This is a genomic window from Aliivibrio thorii (assembly GCF_057368585.1).
Map to the genome: position 1 here is coordinate 954,804 of NZ_CM170655.1, position 20,011 is coordinate 974,814.

Annotated in this window: 21 protein-coding genes; 18 read left to right on the top strand and 3 right to left on the bottom strand. The window is 39.2% G+C overall.

Annotation, left to right across the window (positions count from 1 at the left end; translation table 11 throughout):
* Nucleotides 1-58: 58 nt before the first annotated feature.
* The 3 genes from tyrR to AC2IP4_RS18340 all read left to right on the top strand — a co-directional run bounded on the left by tyrR (nucleotide 59) and on the right by AC2IP4_RS18340 (nucleotide 2,513).
* Nucleotides 59-1,603: a transcriptional regulator TyrR gene (tyrR, locus tag AC2IP4_RS18330; RefSeq protein ID WP_375320756.1), complete on the top strand. Its 1,545-nt coding sequence runs from the start codon at nucleotides 59-61 to the stop codon at nucleotides 1,601-1,603.
* A gap of 11 nt (nucleotides 1,604-1,614) precedes the next feature.
* Nucleotides 1,615-2,172, top strand: coding sequence for a ribosomal protein S5-alanine N-acetyltransferase (gene rimJ, locus AC2IP4_RS18335; protein ID WP_375320755.1), 558 nt, complete (start codon nucleotides 1,615-1,617; stop codon nucleotides 2,170-2,172).
* A 131-nt stretch (nucleotides 2,173-2,303) separates the two neighbouring features.
* Nucleotides 2,304-2,513, top strand: a complete 210-nt coding sequence (locus tag AC2IP4_RS18340; protein ID WP_105055821.1) for a hypothetical protein — start codon at nucleotides 2,304-2,306, stop codon at nucleotides 2,511-2,513.
* Nucleotides 2,514-2,595: 82 nt separating this feature from the next.
* Here AC2IP4_RS18340 and bioA read toward each other — a convergent pair whose 3' ends face one another.
* Entirely contained in the window at nucleotides 2,596-3,876 is a 1,281-nt protein-coding gene (gene bioA / locus AC2IP4_RS18345; protein ID WP_486310823.1) for an adenosylmethionine--8-amino-7-oxononanoate transaminase, read from the bottom strand.
* Nucleotides 3,877-4,036: 160 nt separating this feature from the next.
* Between bioA and bioB the strand changes: the two genes are divergently transcribed.
* The 4 genes from bioB to bioD are packed head-to-tail and all read left to right on the top strand — an operon-like array spanning nucleotide 4,037 to nucleotide 7,726.
* A complete protein-coding gene (bioB, locus tag AC2IP4_RS18350) occupies nucleotides 4,037-5,089 on the top strand; it encodes a biotin synthase BioB (protein WP_486310824.1) in 1,053 nt (350 codons plus the stop codon).
* Entirely contained in the window at nucleotides 5,073-6,224 is a 1,152-nt protein-coding gene (gene bioF, locus AC2IP4_RS18355; RefSeq protein WP_486310825.1) for an 8-amino-7-oxononanoate synthase, read from the top strand. Before bioB ends, bioF begins: the two co-directional genes overlap by 17 nt.
* 7 nt (nucleotides 6,225-6,231) lie before the next feature.
* Nucleotides 6,232-7,053, top strand: coding sequence for a malonyl-ACP O-methyltransferase BioC (bioC, locus tag AC2IP4_RS18360; protein ID WP_375320752.1), 822 nt, complete (start codon nucleotides 6,232-6,234; stop codon nucleotides 7,051-7,053).
* On the top strand, nucleotides 7,046-7,726 hold the full coding sequence (bioD, locus tag AC2IP4_RS18365) for a dethiobiotin synthase (protein ID WP_130048866.1): 681 nt from the start codon (nucleotides 7,046-7,048) through the stop codon (nucleotides 7,724-7,726). The genes bioC and bioD overlap by 8 nt, the downstream gene beginning before the upstream one ends.
* An 83-nt stretch (nucleotides 7,727-7,809) precedes the next feature.
* Here the strand turns inward: bioD and AC2IP4_RS18370 are convergent, their stop codons facing one another.
* Nucleotides 7,810-8,694, bottom strand: coding sequence for a LysR family transcriptional regulator (locus AC2IP4_RS18370; protein WP_375320751.1), 885 nt, complete (start codon nucleotides 8,692-8,694; stop codon nucleotides 7,810-7,812).
* Nucleotides 8,695-8,972: 278 nt separating this feature from the next.
* Here AC2IP4_RS18370 and AC2IP4_RS18375 point away from each other — a divergent pair, with 278 nt between their 5' ends.
* From AC2IP4_RS18375 to AC2IP4_RS18390, 4 genes are all read left to right on the top strand, one after another.
* Complete coding sequence (locus tag AC2IP4_RS18375; protein ID WP_486307397.1) at nucleotides 8,973-10,040, top strand: HlyD family secretion protein; 1,068 nt, start codon at nucleotides 8,973-8,975, stop codon at nucleotides 10,038-10,040.
* 12 nt (nucleotides 10,041-10,052) lie between these two features.
* Nucleotides 10,053-11,078, top strand: a complete 1,026-nt coding sequence (locus AC2IP4_RS18380; RefSeq protein ID WP_375320749.1) for a DUF2955 domain-containing protein — start codon at nucleotides 10,053-10,055, stop codon at nucleotides 11,076-11,078.
* A gap of 125 nt (nucleotides 11,079-11,203) precedes the next feature.
* Entirely contained in the window at nucleotides 11,204-12,208 is a 1,005-nt protein-coding gene (locus AC2IP4_RS18385; protein WP_375320748.1) for a glycosyl transferase family protein, read from the top strand.
* Between the two features lie 179 nt (nucleotides 12,209-12,387).
* Nucleotides 12,388-12,657 carry a DksA/TraR family C4-type zinc finger protein gene (locus AC2IP4_RS18390; RefSeq protein WP_375320747.1) on the top strand — a complete coding sequence of 90 codons (270 nt, stop codon included), beginning with the start codon at nucleotides 12,388-12,390 and terminating at the stop codon, nucleotides 12,655-12,657.
* 68 nt (nucleotides 12,658-12,725) lie between these two features.
* On the opposite strand, the gene AC2IP4_RS18395 is transcribed toward AC2IP4_RS18390, so the two are convergent.
* Entirely contained in the window at nucleotides 12,726-13,220 is a 495-nt protein-coding gene (locus tag AC2IP4_RS18395) for a GNAT family N-acetyltransferase (RefSeq protein ID WP_375320746.1), read from the bottom strand.
* A 197-nt stretch (nucleotides 13,221-13,417) separates the two neighbouring features.
* Here AC2IP4_RS18395 and AC2IP4_RS18400 point away from each other — a divergent pair, with 197 nt between their 5' ends.
* From AC2IP4_RS18400 to AC2IP4_RS18430, 7 genes are all read left to right on the top strand, one after another.
* On the top strand, nucleotides 13,418-14,062 hold the full coding sequence (locus tag AC2IP4_RS18400) for a hypothetical protein (RefSeq protein ID WP_375320745.1): 645 nt from the start codon (nucleotides 13,418-13,420) through the stop codon (nucleotides 14,060-14,062).
* A gap of 13 nt (nucleotides 14,063-14,075) precedes the next feature.
* Nucleotides 14,076-14,759, top strand: coding sequence for an ABC transporter ATP-binding protein (locus AC2IP4_RS18405; RefSeq protein ID WP_486307398.1), 684 nt, complete (start codon nucleotides 14,076-14,078; stop codon nucleotides 14,757-14,759).
* Complete coding sequence (locus AC2IP4_RS18410; RefSeq protein ID WP_375320743.1) at nucleotides 14,747-16,009, top strand: ABC transporter permease; 1,263 nt, start codon at nucleotides 14,747-14,749, stop codon at nucleotides 16,007-16,009. Before AC2IP4_RS18405 ends, AC2IP4_RS18410 begins: the two co-directional genes overlap by 13 nt.
* The gene (locus AC2IP4_RS18415; protein ID WP_375320742.1) at nucleotides 16,002-16,829 is read left to right on the top strand and encodes an outer membrane lipoprotein-sorting protein; all 828 of its coding nucleotides are present in this window, start codon (nucleotides 16,002-16,004) and stop codon (nucleotides 16,827-16,829) included. Before AC2IP4_RS18410 ends, AC2IP4_RS18415 begins: the two co-directional genes overlap by 8 nt.
* A gap of 74 nt (nucleotides 16,830-16,903) precedes the next feature.
* Nucleotides 16,904-18,088, top strand: coding sequence for a hypothetical protein (locus tag AC2IP4_RS18420; RefSeq protein ID WP_486311207.1), 1,185 nt, complete (start codon nucleotides 16,904-16,906; stop codon nucleotides 18,086-18,088).
* The gene (locus tag AC2IP4_RS18425; RefSeq protein WP_486310826.1) at nucleotides 18,088-19,149 is read left to right on the top strand and encodes a sensor histidine kinase; all 1,062 of its coding nucleotides are present in this window, start codon (nucleotides 18,088-18,090) and stop codon (nucleotides 19,147-19,149) included. Before AC2IP4_RS18420 ends, AC2IP4_RS18425 begins: the two co-directional genes overlap by 1 nt.
* Complete coding sequence (locus AC2IP4_RS18430) at nucleotides 19,146-19,949, top strand: LytR/AlgR family response regulator transcription factor (protein ID WP_375320739.1); 804 nt, start codon at nucleotides 19,146-19,148, stop codon at nucleotides 19,947-19,949. Before AC2IP4_RS18425 ends, AC2IP4_RS18430 begins: the two co-directional genes overlap by 4 nt.
* Nucleotides 19,950-20,011 lie beyond the last annotated feature (62 nt).

Genomic DNA, 20,011 nt, shown 5'->3' on the forward strand with positions numbered 1-20,011 from the left:
AGTCGAGCAAACTAACTGTAAACATATTGTGACAGCTATCTTAGTTAAGGAAGCTTCTGTGCGTCTTGAAGTGCAATGTAAAGATCGATTAGGACTAACCCGTGAATTACTTGATATTTTGGCTTCTCAAAATATCGATTTACGAGATATTGAAATTGAAAAAACAGGGTTAATCTATCTTAATTTTCCAGAAGTAGAATTTGATGAATTCAGTCAATTAATGGCAAAAATTCGTCGAATTGAGGGAGTAATGGATGTTCGTAAAATTCCATTTCTTCCGAGTGAACGTCGCAATACAGAGCTATTAGCGGTATTAAGTACGCTCCCTGATCCTGTTTTCTCTATTAGCTTAAAAGGTAAAATTGATAACGCAAATCAGGCCGTAGCCTCTTTATTTAATTTAGACAAAGAAACGCTTATTGGCCAACCAGCAAGCCTATTATTGCCTGATTTTAATATTACTTATTGGCTAGAGGAATCTCGCATTCGTCAGCGAGAATCAATGGAAATAGAAGGCGTAAATTATGTCATGGAAATCATGCCTGTTTATATCACTGATGATGACAACGCCTCTATCTTAGCCAGTGCCGTTGTTATTATTAAGCCGTCGATTGATTCTCAACAAGCACGTCCATTTTTACCTGAATCATCTAATCTTGGTTTTGAACATTTTGTTGGTTCCTCGACTAAATATAAGAAGCTAATCTCTCAGGCAAAGAAACTGTCTGATATTGATCAATCATTATTGATCCAAGGTGAAACTGGCACGGGTAAAGAAATGTTAGCTCGTGCATGTCATAATGCTTCTGTTCGCTCAGGTAAAGCGTTTATGGTGGTTAACTGTGCTGCTATGCCAGATGATGTCGCAGAAACTGAATTATTTGGATACGCTTCTGGTGCGTTTCCAAATATGCCTGAAGGTAAAAAAGGGATCATAGAGCAAGCAGACGGCGGAACCGTTTTCTTTGATGAGATCAGCGAAATGAGTCCGCTTCTACAGATCAAATTATTGCGTTTCATTCAAGATGGTAATTTCCGCCGTGTGGGTGAAGAGAAAGAAATCCATGTTGATGTGGGGATTATTGGCGCAAGTAAGAAAGAACTTCTAGACTTAGTAGAACAAGGCGTATTCCGGGAAGATCTTTATTATCGTTTGAATGTACTGTTCTTAGAGATACCGCCATTGCGTGAACGTCCATCAGATGTTGCGACGTTATTTGAGTTTTTTGTTGCCCAACTATGTAAAGAGTTAAGTATTGTAAAACCGTCGATTTCTGAAGACGTATATGATTATTTACGCAGTTACTCGTGGCCTGGTAATGTACGTCAGCTTAGAAGTTCGACGTTAAAAGCATTAACACAAATGGACAGAAACCAGTTAAGTACATCTCACTTTATGCTACCAATTGCTGATAATAATACGAATGTGATTAATATTAATGTGGATGGCACATTAGATGAAATAATGAAATCGTATGAGTCAAACATATTGTCAGGCTTATACAGTGAATTTCCCTCAAGCCGTAAATTAGCGAAGCGTTTAGGGGTTTCACATACTGCAATTGCGAATAAACTGCGTGATTACGGTATTGGTAAGAAGTAGGGAGAAACGACATGGATGTACATTTTGATTTTGACCATTACCAAGTTCGTTTAATTAAAAGTGCCGATGCTGTGATGATAGCGAATTACTTTATGCGTAATCGCCATCACCTCGAACCATGGGAGCCAAAGCGTGCAAATGCTTTTTTTACACCTGAAGGATGGAAACAACGTCTATTACAACTAGTTGAACTGCATAAGCATAATTTAGCTTTTTACTTCGTAATTTTTGATAAAGAAGAGCACAAAATTATTGGTACTGTGAGCTACAGTAATATTACGCGATTTCCTTTTCATGCCTCTCACCTTGGTTATTCTTTGGATGAAAAATATCAAGGAAACGGCATTATGCAGCGGGCAGTTAAAGAAACGGTTGATTGGATGTTTTCTGTGCAGAATCTTCATAGAGTTATGGCGGCTTATATTCCTCATAATGAAAAAAGTGGCAAGGTATTATCAACCTTAGGTTTCGTTAAAGAAGGTGAAGCTAAGAATTATTTATACATTAATGGAGAGTGGGAAGACCACATTCTCACTTCAAAAATAAATGATGATTGGAAACCTGATTAGAGTTATTTCGTCATAAAAATAAGAAAAATTAAGAAAATAGGAGAAGTTAATCATAGAGATGTACTAAGTTTAGTGTAGTCTATAAGAGTTAATTTCAATTATTTTAAGATAATGATAAAGAAGGAATTTAAATGCTGAAGTTCATCAAGTTTTTACAGTTATTGATTTTAGGTGTTGTTGGTGCGTTTGTTATTCAATCAACTGTGTTGCACGGTATTGGTATTTTCAGTGAACGTTACGTCATTATGACCTTGGTATTAACGGCATTGTTAGAACTGGCTATTTTCATTATTTATAAGTTGGTAGAAGATGATTTTACTAACGAGTCGAAAAAGAAATAGTGATAAAGTAGATTTGTTGCAATGATTCAATAAAAACCGATACGCTTAATGTAGCGTATCGGTTTTTTATGTTTACTTTTAATTAGAAGAGCTTATTTAACGCACTATCAATAGCATTAACCAATTTAGTAATGTGTTCAGGTTGAGAAATAAACGGCGGCATCATATAAATCAATTTACCAAATGGTCGTATCCAAACCCCTTGCTCGACAAAGTGTGCTTGGATTTTTTCCATCTCAACAGGTGTGGTTAATTCCACAACGCCTATCGCTCCAAGCCATCGAACATCGGCAACCACATCGTGTTTTTTAAGTTGAGGCAGTAATTCTGAAAAGCAGGTTTCAATCTGTTTAGTTTGAGTCTGCCAATGATTTTGTTGGATCAGCTCTAAACTGGCATTCGCAACAGCACAAGCCAGTGGATTTCCCATAAAGGTGGGTCCGTGCATAAAGCAGCCGGCATCTCCACTACATACAGTATCAGCAACCACTTTACTGGTGAGTGTTGCAGATAATGTCATGTAGCCGCCTGTAAGTGCCTTACCAATACACATGATGTCAGGCTCAATGTCGGCGTGCTCACAAGCAAATAACTTTCCTGTTCGTCCAAAGCCGGTTGCTATCTCATCAAGAATAAGAAGTAAGTCATATTGATCACACAAACGGCGCACTTCTTTCAAATATTGAGGGTGGTATAAACGCATTCCGCCAGCCCCCTGAACAATAGGCTCAAGGATCATGGCGGCGATCTCTTCATGGCGTTCAGCCAGTATCTTTTCTAAAGGAAGAATATCTTCAGGGTTCCATTCATCACCAAATTTACTGGTCGGAGATTCTACGAATAGATGCTCTGGTAAAAAACCTTTATATAGACCGTGCATTGAATTATCGGGATCAGTTACCGACATTGCGGCAAAGGTATCACCATGGTATCCATGACGAACCGTTACGAATTTCGAGCGAGGTTGTCCTTTGGCGTGCCAATATTGCAGAGCCATTTTTAAACTAACTTCAACCGCGACTGAGCCAGAATCGGCTAAAAAGACTTGCTCTAATCGAGAAGGGCTTAATTCAACTAATTTTTTACATAGATCAACCGCAGGTTGATGCGTAATACCACCAAACATCACGTGTGCCATTTTATCGGTTTGATCTTTAAGCGCTTGGTTAAGGTGAGGATGACAGTAACCGTGAATGGTTGACCACCAAGAAGACATTCCATCAACCAATGCTGTCCCATCTTCTAAATAGAGGTTAACCCCTTTAGCGTGAGTAACAGGGTAGCAAGAAAGCGGGTTAATTGCAGATGTGTAGGGATGCCAAATGTGTTGATGGTCAAAATCCAAGTCGACGCTATTGCTCATTTATTCACCAGTTGTAAACTTTATCTATCCATTAAGGTTGACAGTGTATCGTTTAACCGTAGACTAGCCAAGTATAAATAGAGACCAAAAAGCACAATCAAAAGTGGTCGGATCTTAGTAATAGCAATGGTTATAGCAAGTTAACGAAAGGAATTTACACGTGGAAGTGAGACATAACTGGACAGTAGCAGAAGTACAGGCGTTGATGGATAAGCCGTTTATGGACTTAATCTTTGATGCTCAATTAGTACATCGTAAATATCAACAAACAAACCATGTACAAGTGAGTACACTGCTATCAATTAAAACGGGCGCTTGTCCTGAAGATTGTAAATATTGCCCTCAAAGTGCTCATTACCGCACTGACGTTGACCGTGAACGTTTGATGGAAGTAGAAAGCGTTTTGGATGCTGCGAAAAAAGCGAAGAACTCAGGTTCAACCCGTTTCTGCATGGGTGCTGCTTGGAAAAATCCAAAAGAACGTGATATGCCTTATCTGTTAGATATGATCAAAGGCGTCAAAGAGATGGGTCTTGAGACGTGTATGACGCTAGGGATGATCACCTCAGAGCAAGCGGGTGAATTATCACAAGCGGGTCTCGATTACTACAATCATAATTTAGACACCTCGCCAGAGTTTTATGGCAACATCATTACTACTCGTACTTATCAAGATCGTCTAGATACATTATCTCATGTTCGTGATGCAGGAATGAAGATCTGTTCTGGTGGCATTATCGGCATGGGCGAAAGTGACAGTGATCGTGCGGGTCTGTTTGTTGAATTAGCGAATCTTCCTCAGCACCCTGAGTCTGTTCCTGTCAATATGCTGGTAAAAGTAAAAGGCACGCCATTAGAGGATGCTGAAGACGTTGACCCATTTGATTTTATCCGTTTGATTGCGGTTGCTCGTATCATGATGCCTGAATCGGCTGTGCGTTTGTCTGCAGGTCGTGAAAGCATGAATGAGCAGATGCAAGCCTTATGCTTTATGGCCGGTGCTAACTCGGTATTTTATGGGTGTAAACTACTGACAACGCCAAACCCGGATGAAGACAGCGACATGCAACTGTTTAAGAAACTGGGTGTGAATAGCCAACAAGTTGCGCAAAAACCAGATGTGGTTCAAGAGCATGAATTATTAGACCGCGTTGCTGAACGTGTTGCTTCTCGTCCTGAAAAAGACGATCTATTCTATGAAGCGAGCGTTTAATCAACGTATTAGCTCCGCACTTACTCAACGTAAGCAAGCGGGGCTGAATCGTTCTCGAACGGTAATAGAGCAAGGTAATCAATCTCGATTAGTGGTGGATGGTCAATCTTATATCAATTTTTCAGGTAACGATTATCTTGGTCTTGCTGGCAGCAAAGAGTTAACTCAAGCATGGCAACAAGGCTTATCTTTATATGGCAGTGGCAGTGGTGCTTCACCATTAGTAACAGGTTACTCAAAACCTCACGCCGACTTAGAGTCTCAACTGGCTGAATGGCTATGGTTTGATTGCGCATTACTGTTTAACTCTGGCTTTAGTGCTAATCAAGCGGTGCTTTTTTCATTATTAGAAAAAGGTGACGCTTTACTGCAAGATAAACTTAATCATGCCTCGTTAATGGAAGCGGGTATATTGTCACCTGCGATGATGAAACGCTTTAAACATAATGATATATCTCACTTAACCAAATTATTAACGGCGTCTGATAATTCACCTTCTTTGGTCGTCACCGAAGGGGTTTTTAGTATGGATGGGGATTTATCACCACTTTCAGATATTGCTAAAGTAACCAAAGAAAATAATGCGTGGTTAATGGTAGATGATGCTCATGGATGTGGCGTGTTAGGTAACAATGGCCGAGGATGTTGTGATTTTTATCAAGTGACGCCAGACATTTTAGTCGTCACGTTTGGTAAAGGGTTTGGTTTATCGGGTGCTGCGGTGTTATGTAATCAAGAATGTGGTGATTACTTAGCGCAATTTGCTCGTCATCATGTCTATTCAACGGCAATGCCTCCTGCTCAAGCTCATGCGTTATCTCATGCCTTATTGATGATCCAGCAACAAGAGTGGCGACGTGAAAAGCTCAAAGAATTAAATCAACAATTTGAATCAGAATTAACTGGTTTTTCAGGAGCGGTGAAAACAAATACGCCGATAAAACCGATTATTATTGGCGAAACGGGGGCGGCAATGACACTCTCTGCTGCACTTAAAAACCAAGGATTGTGGACAACTGCCATTCGTCCGCCGACCGTGCCAACAGGAACTGCGCGGTTAAGAATTACGTTAAGTGCTAATCACTCGCAACAAGGCATTACACAGCTTACCCAAGCAATAACAGAATTAGGATGATGGAGTTATGGTTAATCAAGCTGTCGCCATAGAAACCTCACATTGGACACCAAGCCAAGAGAAACAAGCCATTCAAGCCGCGTTTAGTAAGGCGGCAAATACGTATGATCGCTCGGCTGAATTTCAACGTCAGGTGGCGGATACCTTATTATCTTATTTACCTCAAGATCTGTCAGGGCAGCGTATATTAGATGTCGGCTGCGGAACGGGCTATTGCAGTGAACAGTTGTTGAAGCGTGGTGCAAAGGTTGTGGCGTTTGATCTGTCTCAATCGATGTTAGATAAAGCTAAAGAACGTTGTGGTGAACTTAATATTTGTTATGTTCAAGGGGATGCTGAGCATTTACCGTTTATTAATAGTGAATTTGACGCGGTTATTTCAAGTTTAGCGTTGCAATGGTGCCAGGATTTATCCGTTCCTCTGGCTGAAATGAATCGAGTTACTCATACTAAAAGCAAGGTTGTATTTTCAACTTTGTTAGATGGCTCACTGTTTGAGTTGAAAAATGCGTGGTCAAAGGTTGATTCATATCAACATGTTAACGATTTTATTACTCAATCTATGGTAAAACTTGCGTTAGCGCAATCTGATTGCAACAAGTTTACACTAGACTGCACGCCAGTCGAGATGACGTATTCTTCCGCTCTTGCTTTAATGAAAGATTTAAAAGGAATTGGAGCAACGCATTTACCTAATGGTCGCCACTCAGGTTTATTGAGTAAAGGAAAGCTATTAGCTGTGGAAGAAGCGTATCAAATTTTTAAGAATGAATTGAATAAGTTACCTGCTACTTATCAGGTAGGCTTTGGAGTTATAAGTAATGATTGATGCATTTTTTGTTGCAGGTACAGACACAGATGTAGGTAAAACGGTTTCTTCTAAAGCGATTTTAGATGCATTAAATATAAAAGGGCTAAATACAGCCGCATACAAACCTGTAGCTGCGGGCTCTGAAGACAAAGGCGAAGGCGTTCAAAACTCTGATGCAATCCATTTACGCTCTGCTGCTAATGTTGAATTAAGCTACGAAGAAGTAAACCCATACGCATTGTTATTGCCTGCATCGCCACACATTGCGGCAGAAGCAGAGAATGTTGTGATTGACTATTCTGTTCTTTCACAAGGTTTGGCTGCATTAAAAGCTAAATCTGATGTGGTGCTAGTAGAAGGCGCAGGTGGTTGGCGTGTTCCTGTTTCTAAAGATGATTGCTTGTCTACTTGGGTTAAGCAAGAGAAATTGCCAGTCGTATTAGTGGTAGGCATTAAATTGGGCTGTTTAAGTCATGCAATGCTAACGGCTGAAGCGATTCAACATGATGGCTTAGAGATCATTGGTTGGGTAGCAAACCGAATCAACCCAGGTACTGAAAATTACGCTGAGATTATCGCTATGTTAGAAGATAAAATGCCAGCACCAAAATTAGGTGAAATCCCATACATGCCAAGTGTTAAGCGTAAAAATATGGGTAAATACATTAATTTAGATGTGTTAGAAAGTTAATTTCTATTGCTATAAACGCATTTAAGTACAAGATACAGAAGCCAATATCTTTCATGATGTTGGCTTTTTTTTGGACATTAATTTCATTGATATGAAAACGTTTCTCTAAATAGCGTCACCATCGCCCGTGTTTTCTCAGGTAAATAACTTGGGGTAGGGTAAACCAAAGTAATCGTTAGATCTGTAAAAGAAGTTCTGGGTAAGACCTCAATGAGTTGGCCATTTTCGATTTTATCTTCAATTAATATAGATGGTAGAAGAGCAATGCCTTTACTTGAAATAGCTAATCTTTGAAGTAAATTTAGATCATCACTAAATAATTGATAATCAAGCCCTTGAGGGAGCAAGCTTTTGTTATAACGACTAGCAAGCAGATGAAAGTCATTTAATTGAGCCACATTATCAGGACATCCGTTAAGCGCTAAATATTCAGAAGAAGCAACCATGCTATAAGGAATTTGAATTAAGCGTTGCTGAATATAATCATCATGTAATGGCTCAATGTAGCTAGGCAGAATTTGCAGATCAATATTTTCACGGCGAAGATCTAACGATTGAACATGATGCTCAATCTCTAGCTTAACCTCAGTATACTCTTTCATATACTGTTCAATTAATTGGGAGAAAATTTCCGTCATTCCAAGGGCTGGAGGGATAGCAACTTTTAAACGACCCCTTGGCGTTAAATGGTGCTCTTTCATTAATCGGCTTGCATCCACTAAGGTATTAATTGGATTAGAGGTTTGCTCATATAGCCATTTCCCTTGCTGGGTTAATTCAATCGCTCTTGTCGTTCTGATGAGTAATTGATGGCCAAGAGCTTTTTCTAACTCTTGTAGGCGACGACTAACCTTTGAGCGCTGTAATCCTGCAAATTGTGCAGCAGAGCTAATGCCCTTATGCCTAACAATAAGAACAAATAGGTAAATATCATCAAATGAAACGGAGCTATCTGGATGGTTACTCATCTCTATTGTCCTGTTAATAGGCCATATACGGACTATTTTGCCATCTATTCGAAATAAAATCACGCACTATAATAATACCAATCTACATAAGTATTTGATCATTCTTGCTTGTTAAAATCGATTATATCTGCGTTATAAATTTTGTAATTAGACCCACTAGTTACTGTAATTTATGCCTTGCTCTAATCGATTTTTCCTGCGCAATTATCTGAACAACCACTTATCCAGAATGGTATGAGAACCAGATCACAGCAACTTTGACTTTATTGAGAACATTTATGCAAGCTGCAGAAAAAAAATTCAAACAATGGATGCGTATCCTAATCGTATTATTTCTTATCGTTACGGCTTATTTAGTGGTGGCGGATAGATTAACGCCGCTTACTACACAGAGTAAAGTTCAAGGGTTTGTAGTTCAAATATCTCCAGAGGTATCGGGACGCATTGTAGAAGTGAACCATACGAATAATCAGTTGGTAAAAAAGGGTGAGCGATTATTCAAAATAGATGATGAAAAATATCAACTAGCAGTACAAAAAGCAGAGATAGCATTAGCACAAACAAAAGAGCAAGAAGCCTCTTTAGTTGCTGATATTGAAGCGGCAAAATCAAATGTAAAAACTACGAAAATCACGGCAGATAATGCTAATCGAGAATATCATCGTATAAAACGGCTCGCTAAATCAGGTGCTGTTTCGGTATCAGGGCTAGATTCGGCTGTAACAAAACGAGATCAAGCAGTTGCTAACTTTATGGCATCAAAACAAAAGCTACATGCTTTAGAAGTTAAGTTGGGTAAGGGCAATGGTCAAAGCAGTGCGGTGCTTTCTGCAAAAAATGCTCTAAAGCAAGCACAGTTAAATTTAGAACATACTGATGTAGTAGCGCAAAGTGAAGGGATTATTACGAACATGCAGTTGCATGTCGGTTTGTTTGCCAATGCTAATCAGCCATTACTTACTTTTATTCCAACAGATTCGTTATGGATCTCTGCTGATTACCGTGAAAAAGCAACGGCAGGAATGAAAAAAGAAATGAGAGCAGAGGTTGCATATGATGCTATGCCTGGTGAAGTTTTCCCACTGTTAGTTGAAAGTCGAGATTATGGTGTGTCTTCTGCACAGCAAAAGGCTAATGGACAATTGAGCACAGTAGAGGTGAGTAACCGCTGGGTACGAGATGCACAGCGAGTTCGAGTTAATCTTATTAGTGAAGGATCCATACCTTCTAGCTTATTTGTAGGCTCACGTGCAACGGTGATTATTTATACCTCAGGAAATAGCGTAATTGATTATATCGGCCATAGTTTAATTACCATGATCAGTTATTTACATTATATTTATTAATTGGGTATTGGTATGAAAGCATTACGGATATGGTTTGGTTGTGTTTTAGGCTTTGCGATGTGCACGGTGTTTGGTTGGTCTAATGGCATGTTTGGTACTTTATTACCTCTGTTTATATTATCGAATCTAAACCGCTGGAACTGGGGAATGTTTATTCAACTGTTTATCAGTGTTGTTTGGGTGAGTATTCAAGTGGCGTTAATTGTTGGCTTTCTACAACCTTATCCACTTCTAATGACCGTTGCTGTTGGTATTTTGTTGTTGTTTAAGTGTCATGCCATGCATTATAAAGCGAGCTATCTATATGGTTATACTGGGTTATTAGTTGGTTCCATTTTGTTAAATTTTGGTTCGTATGCCACTTTTGATTTAGAGGATTTTATTGTTGGAGTATGGGTTGCCGCGATTATGGTGATCCCTATTTGTGCCTTAGCTTTTTATCTATTTCCAGACCCCATTGAAGCTCATACTCCTATTTTAAAAGTAGAAGGCCAGAGTAAAGAGCCAAGAGAGATGCTAGAGCAAACTGCATTAGGTTGGATGGTAGCAATGATTGTGTTTTTGATCTTTGAAATTTGCGCATTAAATGACTCTTTATCAGCACAAGCCTCTATGCTGATTATGCTTTCACCAATGACTTTAGTCGGTTCATTAATGATGGCTCGCATACGTATCATTGGTACATTAGCTGGTTGTATGGCAGCGATGGTGATGCAGTTGATTTTGTATGATCTTTACGATAATCCTATTTTGTATATTTTAAGCTTTGCTATTGCATCAGGGTATTTTTGTAAATGGTTAGCGAGTGAAAATCCAATAATGAAAGGGATTGGTTTCTCCGCTATGGCAGGGTTAACTATACCAATTACAGGCGCAGTACCGGGACAAAAAGATGCCTTCTTTGCTATTTTATATCGAATGTCATCGATAGTTGTTGCTGTCATTGTTACCAGCTTACTGATTTGGGTTTGTTATCGACTGATTAAGCTTTTTCCTATTTTCTTTCGGGGAGTAGAAAGAGAAGAACAAAATAGCTAAAACTATGCATCATAGAATTATAAGCCAAGAGGTTTGTACATTGTTACGAACTGCTCTTGGCTTTTTTTGTTTATGTGATAACGTCTGTCTAGTTGAAAATTATAAAGAAAATAACAAGGACAGTCATGAGCTCAATTATTGAATGTATTAAAACGGTAGGGCGTGGTGAGCGCAGTCGTAAGCCGTTAAGTTTTGATCAAGCCTATCAGGTAATGAAAGAATACCTTGCCGGTGAAGTATCTCGTGACAAAATGGCAATGCTGATGATGCTTATCCGAGTTCAAAACGAAACGGTTGAGGAGATCAGCGGCTTTACTACCGCCATCCGTGAATTTATTCGTAACGAACAAACGCCAGAGCTAAAAGATCTTAATGTAGATATTGATTGGGCATGTTTTGCAGGTAAGCGTCAGGTTCAAGGTCCGTCATGGCAGTTGTATGCAGCACAAATTCTAGCGAATAAAGGCTTTAGAGTATTGCTTCATGGTCACTTACAACTTGGCAGCACGCGTGAACACGTATCTCAAGTCATTGATAAGCTAAATATTCCAAGTTGTTCAAGCATTGCTGAAACGCAGAAAAAACTGGATGAAGGTAATATCGCATATTTACCACTCTCTGTTTATGCTCCTCAAGTAGAAACCATGCTGTTATGGCAACATGAATATGGTCTACGCACACCGGCTAACACTTGCGCTCGTATGCTAAACCCTGCATCAGCGCCGATTTCATTACGTGGAAGCTTTCACCCAGGTTTACCGCAACTGCATGGCGAAGCAGAGTCTCGCTTGCAACAAGCAACAGATGACAGCTCTGAATTAGCACTGTGCTTTAAAGGCATGGGCGGGGAATCTGAGTTTAACCCTAAAGTGAGTCAATCACTGTGGTGTGCATCAAAAGGCGTGTGCGAAGAGTTGTACTGGGAAGAAGCATTAATAGAAGACTTGCCTATCCTAGAAAATTGTTTGCTATGTACTAAACCTGAGCAGTTACAACTAATGGCGAACACCGTTATTTTTAATGTTGCTAACGTATTGTGGGCAAATAAACGAGAAGAAAACTACCCAAGAGAAGAAGCGATCAAGCTTGCTACTCAATATTGGAAAGAGTACGTGATTTCGTTATCGTAATACTTACCATTGAGTGAGTTTGAGAAAAACAAAGCCGTCCCTTTTATTGGTTCGGCTTTTTTATTCTCAATTATTTTTATTACATAAACGTAATAGTAATTCACATTTAACTCTATTATCAAAACACAGTTAATAATCGATAATGTTCTCCTAGTCAATCATTACCTTTGGAGACCATTATGGCTAATGGATTTATAAGAGATGGTGGCGTACAAGACCAAATTGATGCCACTGTTACTGATGCAATTAACCGTGCTAGAGCACATCTTAACCATGAACATAACGAGACTGATTATTGTCTAGAATGTGGTGAGTTGATCCCTGAAGGTCGACGTAAAATTATCCCCGGTGTTGAGTTGTGTGTTGAGTGTCAGGTAAAAGAAGATGTAAGAGAAAAAGCCTTTAGTGCCTATAACCGAAGGGCAAGTAAAGACAGTCAACTAAGATAACTATTTATAAAAATGGCGGAACAAAAAAGTCCGCCATGATATTCATTATTAATGCTTTATATTAAAACTTACTTACGATTGATACGTGCCAAGAAATAGGTATTTACGTACTCACCCTGTCTAAACGCAGAATCAATTGCTTCACCTTCAATCACAAACCCGAATTTTTTATACAGAGAAAGCGCCGCGTGGTTATCTACAAACGCATCAATTTCAATACGGTGAACATTAAGCCAATTATCAGCAAGTTCTAAAACGGTTTCAATTAGCTTACTGCCAATACCACGTCCATGATAATCATCGTGAACACCCATTCCAAAATGAGCAACATGACGAGTCCTAGGATGTGTCACTTGTTCAAAACCAATATTACCGACAACCTTGTTATCAATAAGGGCAACATAGCTATAGACGTTATCAGGTTTACTTGAAATACGTTTTTCCCAGAGAGCAGGCGATGGGAGTGGCAGTTGAAGTGTTTGCGCTTGAGCTTGTGGTTGATTATACAACTCACATAAACCATCAATGTCTTTTAATTCTGTTGGGCGAATCACTATTTCCATTACCTACATCCTTTGCTTAATAAACATACACTTAACTTAACTAGAATAATCTTAGATGACAAGCACTGATACCATTTGAATCTAATAATTACCGTTTATACCTGTTATTTACCATTCGTCGCATCAGTCGGTTTTTATTTTTCATCTTAGTTAATCTGTGATCATTGAAAATAAGATCACCGACTAAGGATTAGAAGATGAAAATGACACTATTAATCTTACTATTGAGCGTGTGTATGAGCATGGTTGCTTTTACTGCTCACGCCGCATTAACCGCTACAGATATTGCACTCTATAACCAAGCAGCGGCGGGTGATGAAGATAAAGTTGACCCCGCTTATGATCGTTTTAACCAATTGATACAACAAGAAGGCGCGACACCATTAACGCTGGTTTATTTTGGCAGTGCTGAAACCTTAAAGGGTAGAGATGCCATGATGCCGTGGACAGCAATGAAATACGTTGAACAAGGGTTAGCTAAAATTGGCAAAGGGTTAAATCTACTTGCTACAGAAACCGCTTCAATTGAAGATCAGCCCGTTGTTTCTGGCCTTCCTAACTCTTACCTCACACGTGCGCTAGCGGCGGCAACCTATTCACAACTTCCTGATATGTTTAATCACTTTGGGCGTGGTTATGATCTTTATTTGGAATTGCTCTCTGAGCCTAAATTTCAGCAACAATCATTCGAAGCTACTGCGTGGATTTATGGCTATGCGATACAAGCCGCTTTACGAGCAGAAGACACAGAAAAAGCGAATCAATGGCTATCGGAGATGAGAGAACAAGATAAAGGACATCCAGAAACGCTTAATGCTCAAGTGCTGTTTTTAGCTCAGTAATAGGAGAATAGAGATGATTAGCTTTAAGGGTATTAAAAAAAACTATCAGTTGGGATCACAACAGGTTGAAGCGTTAAAAAAAATAGAGGGTTTTATTATTAAAGGTTCGATGGTTGCTTTGTGCGGTCCATCTGGCTCAGGCAAAAGCACCTTATTAAATATACTTGGTTTATTGGATATGGATTACAAAGGCAAGATCAGAATGGATGGTAAAGCCTACCCTAAAGATCCTATTCAAGCAGCTACGTTACGGCGTCACCAATTGGGGTTTGTATTCCAGAGATTCAATCTTGTTCCAGTTATGACGGCTTTAGAGAATGTGGCTTACCCATTGCAATTAAATGGCTACAGCAGAGAAGAACAAAATAGGTTAGCCATTGAGATGCTAGAAAAAGTAGGGTTAGGCGATTTTATTTATCATCGTCCAGATAACCTCTCTGGTGGGCAGCAACAACGTGTTGCCATTGCTCGTGCGTTAGTTCATAAACCTAGTTTGGTTATTGCTGATGAACCAACGGCTAGCTTAGATAGCCAAACCGCAGAGGTTGTGATTGATATTATGAAAGCGTTAGGCAAAGAAATGGGAACCACCTTTATTATTGCGACGCATGATTATCGTATGGCGCAACACTGTGATAGCTGCATTAATTTATTGGATGGAATGATCAGCGAGGAGAAAATATCATGGGCAAGTTAATCACCTTATTTCCTGATTCATTGCGTCTCGCGTGGCTTAATTTATTGCGCAATGGTCGCCGTAGCGCACTTTCAATTTTAATCATTACTATTGCTGTTTTTGCATTAACCAGTGCGGGTGGTTTTGGCTTATATACTTATGATTCATTGAAAGAATCAACAGCACGTGACACTGGACATTTAACATTAAGTCAGCCGGGCTACTTTGAAAGCGATGAAGAGTTGCCATTAAGTAATGGTCTTGCTGACATCTCTCAATTAACCCGAAACATAATGAAGCACGATGAAGTTCGTGGTGTTCAACCTCGAATTTATTTCACTGGCTTAGTCTCAAATGGAATGAAATCAACCATCTTTATGGGAACAGGGGTTAATGACCGAGAGTTTGATATGAAAGGACCATTTCTAGATATGAAATCAGGAAAAACCTTATCTGATATTAACTCTAGTCGTTATGATCCAATGGAACCTGAAGTGATGTTAGGGGTTGATCTTGCTAAAAATCTAAACGTAACTATTGGTGATTGGATTACCTTATTAAGTACCACTAGTGAAGGCGCATTAAATGCCTTAGATTTTAAAGTTCGAGGAACGTATTCTACCGGTGTCCCTGAGCTTGATAAGCGTCAACTGTATATTCATATTCAGTCTTCACAAGACTTATTGATTTCAGATAAAGTCAGCACATTATCTGTTTTTTTGTTTGATACCGAGCAAACAGAGCTTATGCATGAACGATTAAATGAAGAAGTGAACATCACGCAACAAGATATTGAGATCACACCATGGCAAGAGAGAGCCTTCTTCTACAATAAGGTAAAAGATCTTTACGATCTTATCTTCGGCATAATGGGTTTTGTAATGGGATTAGTGGTCTTTGTGGCCTTGTTTAATACCATGACAATGTCCGTGACTGAGCGAACACGTGAAATTGGTACCTTATCCGCATTGGGAAGCTACCCAAATGAAATTATCCATTCATTCTTACGAGAAGCTGGGTTATTAGCTGCTATTGGTGTGATTTTTGGGGCGTTAACCACCGCAATTACTACCGTGTTACTGATGATTATTGATGTGCAAATGCCACCACCTCCGGGCAGAACGGATGGTTACCCATTAAATATTTATTTCTCATTTGAACTAGTCGCTTATGCGGGATTTGGTGTGATGATTATCTGTTTGTTAGCTGCTTATTTGTCTGCTCGAAAAGGTGTTAAAAAACCGATTACGGAGGCGCTTATCTATGTCTAAATTAAAATTATTATCTACGTTCTGTTTATTTATGGGGCTTCATTTTTCAGTGGCCGCGACAGAGTTATCTCAATCAGAACTTACTCAACAACAGAATCAGCAAGAAATCGGGATTAATCATAATCATAGCCAAGTGAAACAAATGATTAAGGCTGCTGATGATTATCGATTAGATAACGCAGCTGCAAAAGTCGTATCAGAAGTATTGCTATATAAAAATGATGAGCTAGATAAAAAACGTCAATACACGGTCTATATGCGAGAAAATAGAGAATCATTAGTGCTGTTTAATTCTCAAGTCGAAGCTGGGCAAAAGATGCTGATGTTAGGCGATAATTATTGGTTATTAATGCCTAAAAGCCGCCGACCAATCCGTATTACACCAATGCAAAAATTATTGGGAGAAGCATCGGTAGGTGATATTTCAACCCTCACTTGGAGCGAAGATTATCAAGGGCAATGGCAAGCGAGTGAGGCATTAAAATTAGAGAATGGAAAGCAGGTACAAGTTGAAAAACTCAAACTGAATGCCATTACTAAAGGCGCGAGTTATTTCACCATTGATTTATGGCTAGAGCAGGGGACTCATTTTCCAATTAAAGCCGATCTCTATCTACGTTCAGGAAAAATGGCGAAAGAAGCGTGGTTTATTAAAGGGCTTAGAGAAGGTGAAACCAAAGTTATCTCAATGGTATTAAACGATAAAATCCAAACCAATCAAAAAACCGTCATTGAATACAAAGAGATAGTGGTCACTGAAATTGATGATAAATATTACAACCCTGCTTATCTGTCACGTACCAAGCAGTTGGGTTTGTGATCATAAAACCTCGGTTGAAACGGATATTATTGTGCGGTGCTTGGTTGGCTTCTTTTAGTACTCAATCTTCAGAGATGACTTTCGAGTGGGATTGGATGCTTAGTTCCGAAACGGTTCAACAAAGAGAGACGGTTTTCTCTTCAATAACAGATAACGAGCATCAAGAGTCCATTAATGGTGTATTAGACGTTCAAATTGGCTATCAAGATTGGAATGCGGTGGTGGCACTTAAAGGTAATGATCTCTATTACCACTCAAGTCTTGAGTCTCAAGATAAAAGTGCAGAAGCTGAGTTAATTGTCAGTGAACTGTTTTGGCAAAGTAGTGTTGATATCGCCAATACATCGTTGGATCTACAACTAGGTAAAGTCAGAGTGGATTGGGGTGTTGGATATGGTTATCGCCCTCTTGATATATTCACGCCATATCGCCGTAATCCCGTAGGTATACAAGTAGAAGAAGGGGCTGGTGTTGCTTCGGTATCCTATTTTGATAACCAAGGAGAGTGGTCATTAATTTATACCAATTCCTCATGGACTCAGCAAGAAGGGAGCGAGTTAGAGGAGCAAAGCGAACAGCAAGGAATTGGAATAAGACGTTATGCGTTAGTGAGAGATACAGAATACCAATGGGTTGCTTATTATGACGATGTTCGACAGGGGCTATTGGGTGCGAGTGTTGTTACTGTGCTAGATGCCGCGTGGGAGTTTCATGGATCGGCGGTATATCAATCAAAGTATTTTTCTTATCAGCAGCCAAATAACACACTTTATCCTGTCACTTTAGAAAAAGAAGAAAATGCGTATCAAGCCTTAGTCGGATTTACGTGGGCAAATGAAATCGGAAGCAGTGTCGTTTTAGAGTATTGGTATGACAGCCGAGCATGGAGTAAAAACGAGTGGAATAATGCGCTTACTGCAGCAACACCGTCGTATCAACAAGGCTTTAATCAGGCGAATATGGTTCAACATAACATGATGTTTCATTGGAGCTTAGATCCTAACGCATGGTCCGCATGGGAATGGAGCCGAGATATTTCATGGTTAAGTCAATTTACCCCAACATTTGATGTGCTTTACTCACCAGAAGATAATGGCGTGATAGCAACTCAGTGGTTAAATTATTTGCTGCATGATTCGGGTGATTCGAGTATTGAAATGGAACTTGCCGCACGTTTTTTAACAGGATCGGGTGATTCAGCGTATGCAAATTTATCCGATAAGCATATGCTGTTATTGAACCTAAAAGGACGATTTTAATGGTAACGATAAATAAACAAAAAGAAGTAGCGATTCAGATAGTAAAAAGCCTAGCGATTACGACTGTGTTTTGTCTTGTTATCGCCATGATGACGAGCAATATTTGGCCATCTCCTTTTTATGAACACGTTCTTATTAGTATTGGTTATGGTTACAGTGCCGTTTTATGCTCATTTGTATTAGAGAATAACTTTCCCACTTTAAAAAAAGCGTATTCCACCGTATTAGCCATGGTGCTTTCTATCACATTAGGAACGTTTCACGCGTCATTATGGCTAAATAAATACGATGATTTCGCAACTTTAGAAGCATTACAACCGATTGTATTATTAGGATTGATATTTACCGGGATCTGTTTTTATTACTTTCACGCCACAGAGAAAACGTTGCAGGCAGAGCAGGCATTAGAGATTTCTAAGCGTAAGCAATTAGAGCAAGAAAAAGCCTTAGCATTAAGTCAATTAAGCCAACTTCAAAGCCAAATAGAACCTCATTTCTTGTTTAATACCTTAGCTAACATTAGTGCGTTAATCGAATTAGACAGTGGTAAAGCCAAATTGATGTTGGAGAAATTAACGGATTTACTTCGAGGCACACTAAAAACAAATCGTAATCCCCTAATTACACTAGAGCAAGAAGTCGAATTATTAAGTGCGTATTTATCAATTCAACAGATCCGTTTAGGTGATCGTTTAACGTATAAGATTGAGAACCGACTGAGTGGAACAATTTCGCTGCCTCCTTTACTCATTCAGCCTCTGGTTGAAAACGCGATTACTCATGGTATAGAGCCGAGTGCGCAAGGAGGACAGCTTATGGTTCAGTTTAAGCAAGAGAATAACCAGTTTATTGTTGTCATCTCGGATAACGGTATTGGGTTAGAATCGATGCCATTGAGTAAGGGGCATGGAATGAGCTTAAATAATATCAAACAGCGATTGTATGATCTGTTCGATGGCAGTGCTTCCGTTCGTATCATTGAAAATAAAGAAGGTGGTGTAAATGCAGAGCTGATTATTCCATCTGATAAGCTGCTTCAACTAAATAAGGAATATTCATGAGTAAGTTGATGACCGCCATTATTGCCGATGATGAGCCTTTATTACGATTCCATTTAGAAAAAATGTTATCCGATCTTTGGCTTGATTTAGATATTATGGCGGTATGTGCTAACGGTAAAGAAGCGCTTGATGCAATAGAGCAACACCAACCAGATATTGCCTTTCTTGATATTAAAATGCCAGAATTAGACGGCATGGCATTGGCGGAAAAATTACAAAAAAATACCGTAGCGCCGTTAATTGTCTTCATTACCGCTTATGATGAATTTGCGGTAAAAGCGTTTGAAACCAATGCGATTGATTATGTGTTGAAACCCATACCTGAAACCAGACTTGAAGCTACCTGTGAAAAACTGAAACAAAGGTTAACTCAGCAAGATAAACACTTAGAGCCCAAACAAGATCAAGGGGCATTAAGTGATCTGTTTGCTCAAATTCAGCAGCTATCAGCACAGCAAAAACCAGAATATTTAAGTTGGATTAAAGCCTATCAAGGAGATGATTTACACCTTCTCTCAATCTCTGATGTACTCTATTTTAAAGCAGAAGATAAGTATGTTTCTGTTTATACAAAACAAGCAGATAATAAAGTGACCGAGTATTTGCTCCGCAGTTCACTTAAGGAGTTACAGCAGAAGATAAATCCGGACCATTTTTGGCATATCCATCGCTCAAGCATTGTCAACGTGGCTAAAATAGACAAAGTAAAAAAAGACTTGCTAGGGCATTTACATGTACACATTGGAGAGTCAAAACTGCCCGTTAGCCGCAGCGCTCAGAGTTTATTTAAAGGGATGTAAGAATAGAAATAGGAATAAAAAAAGGGAGTGTGAGTGTAACGCCCCATACCAAAAGCATAATT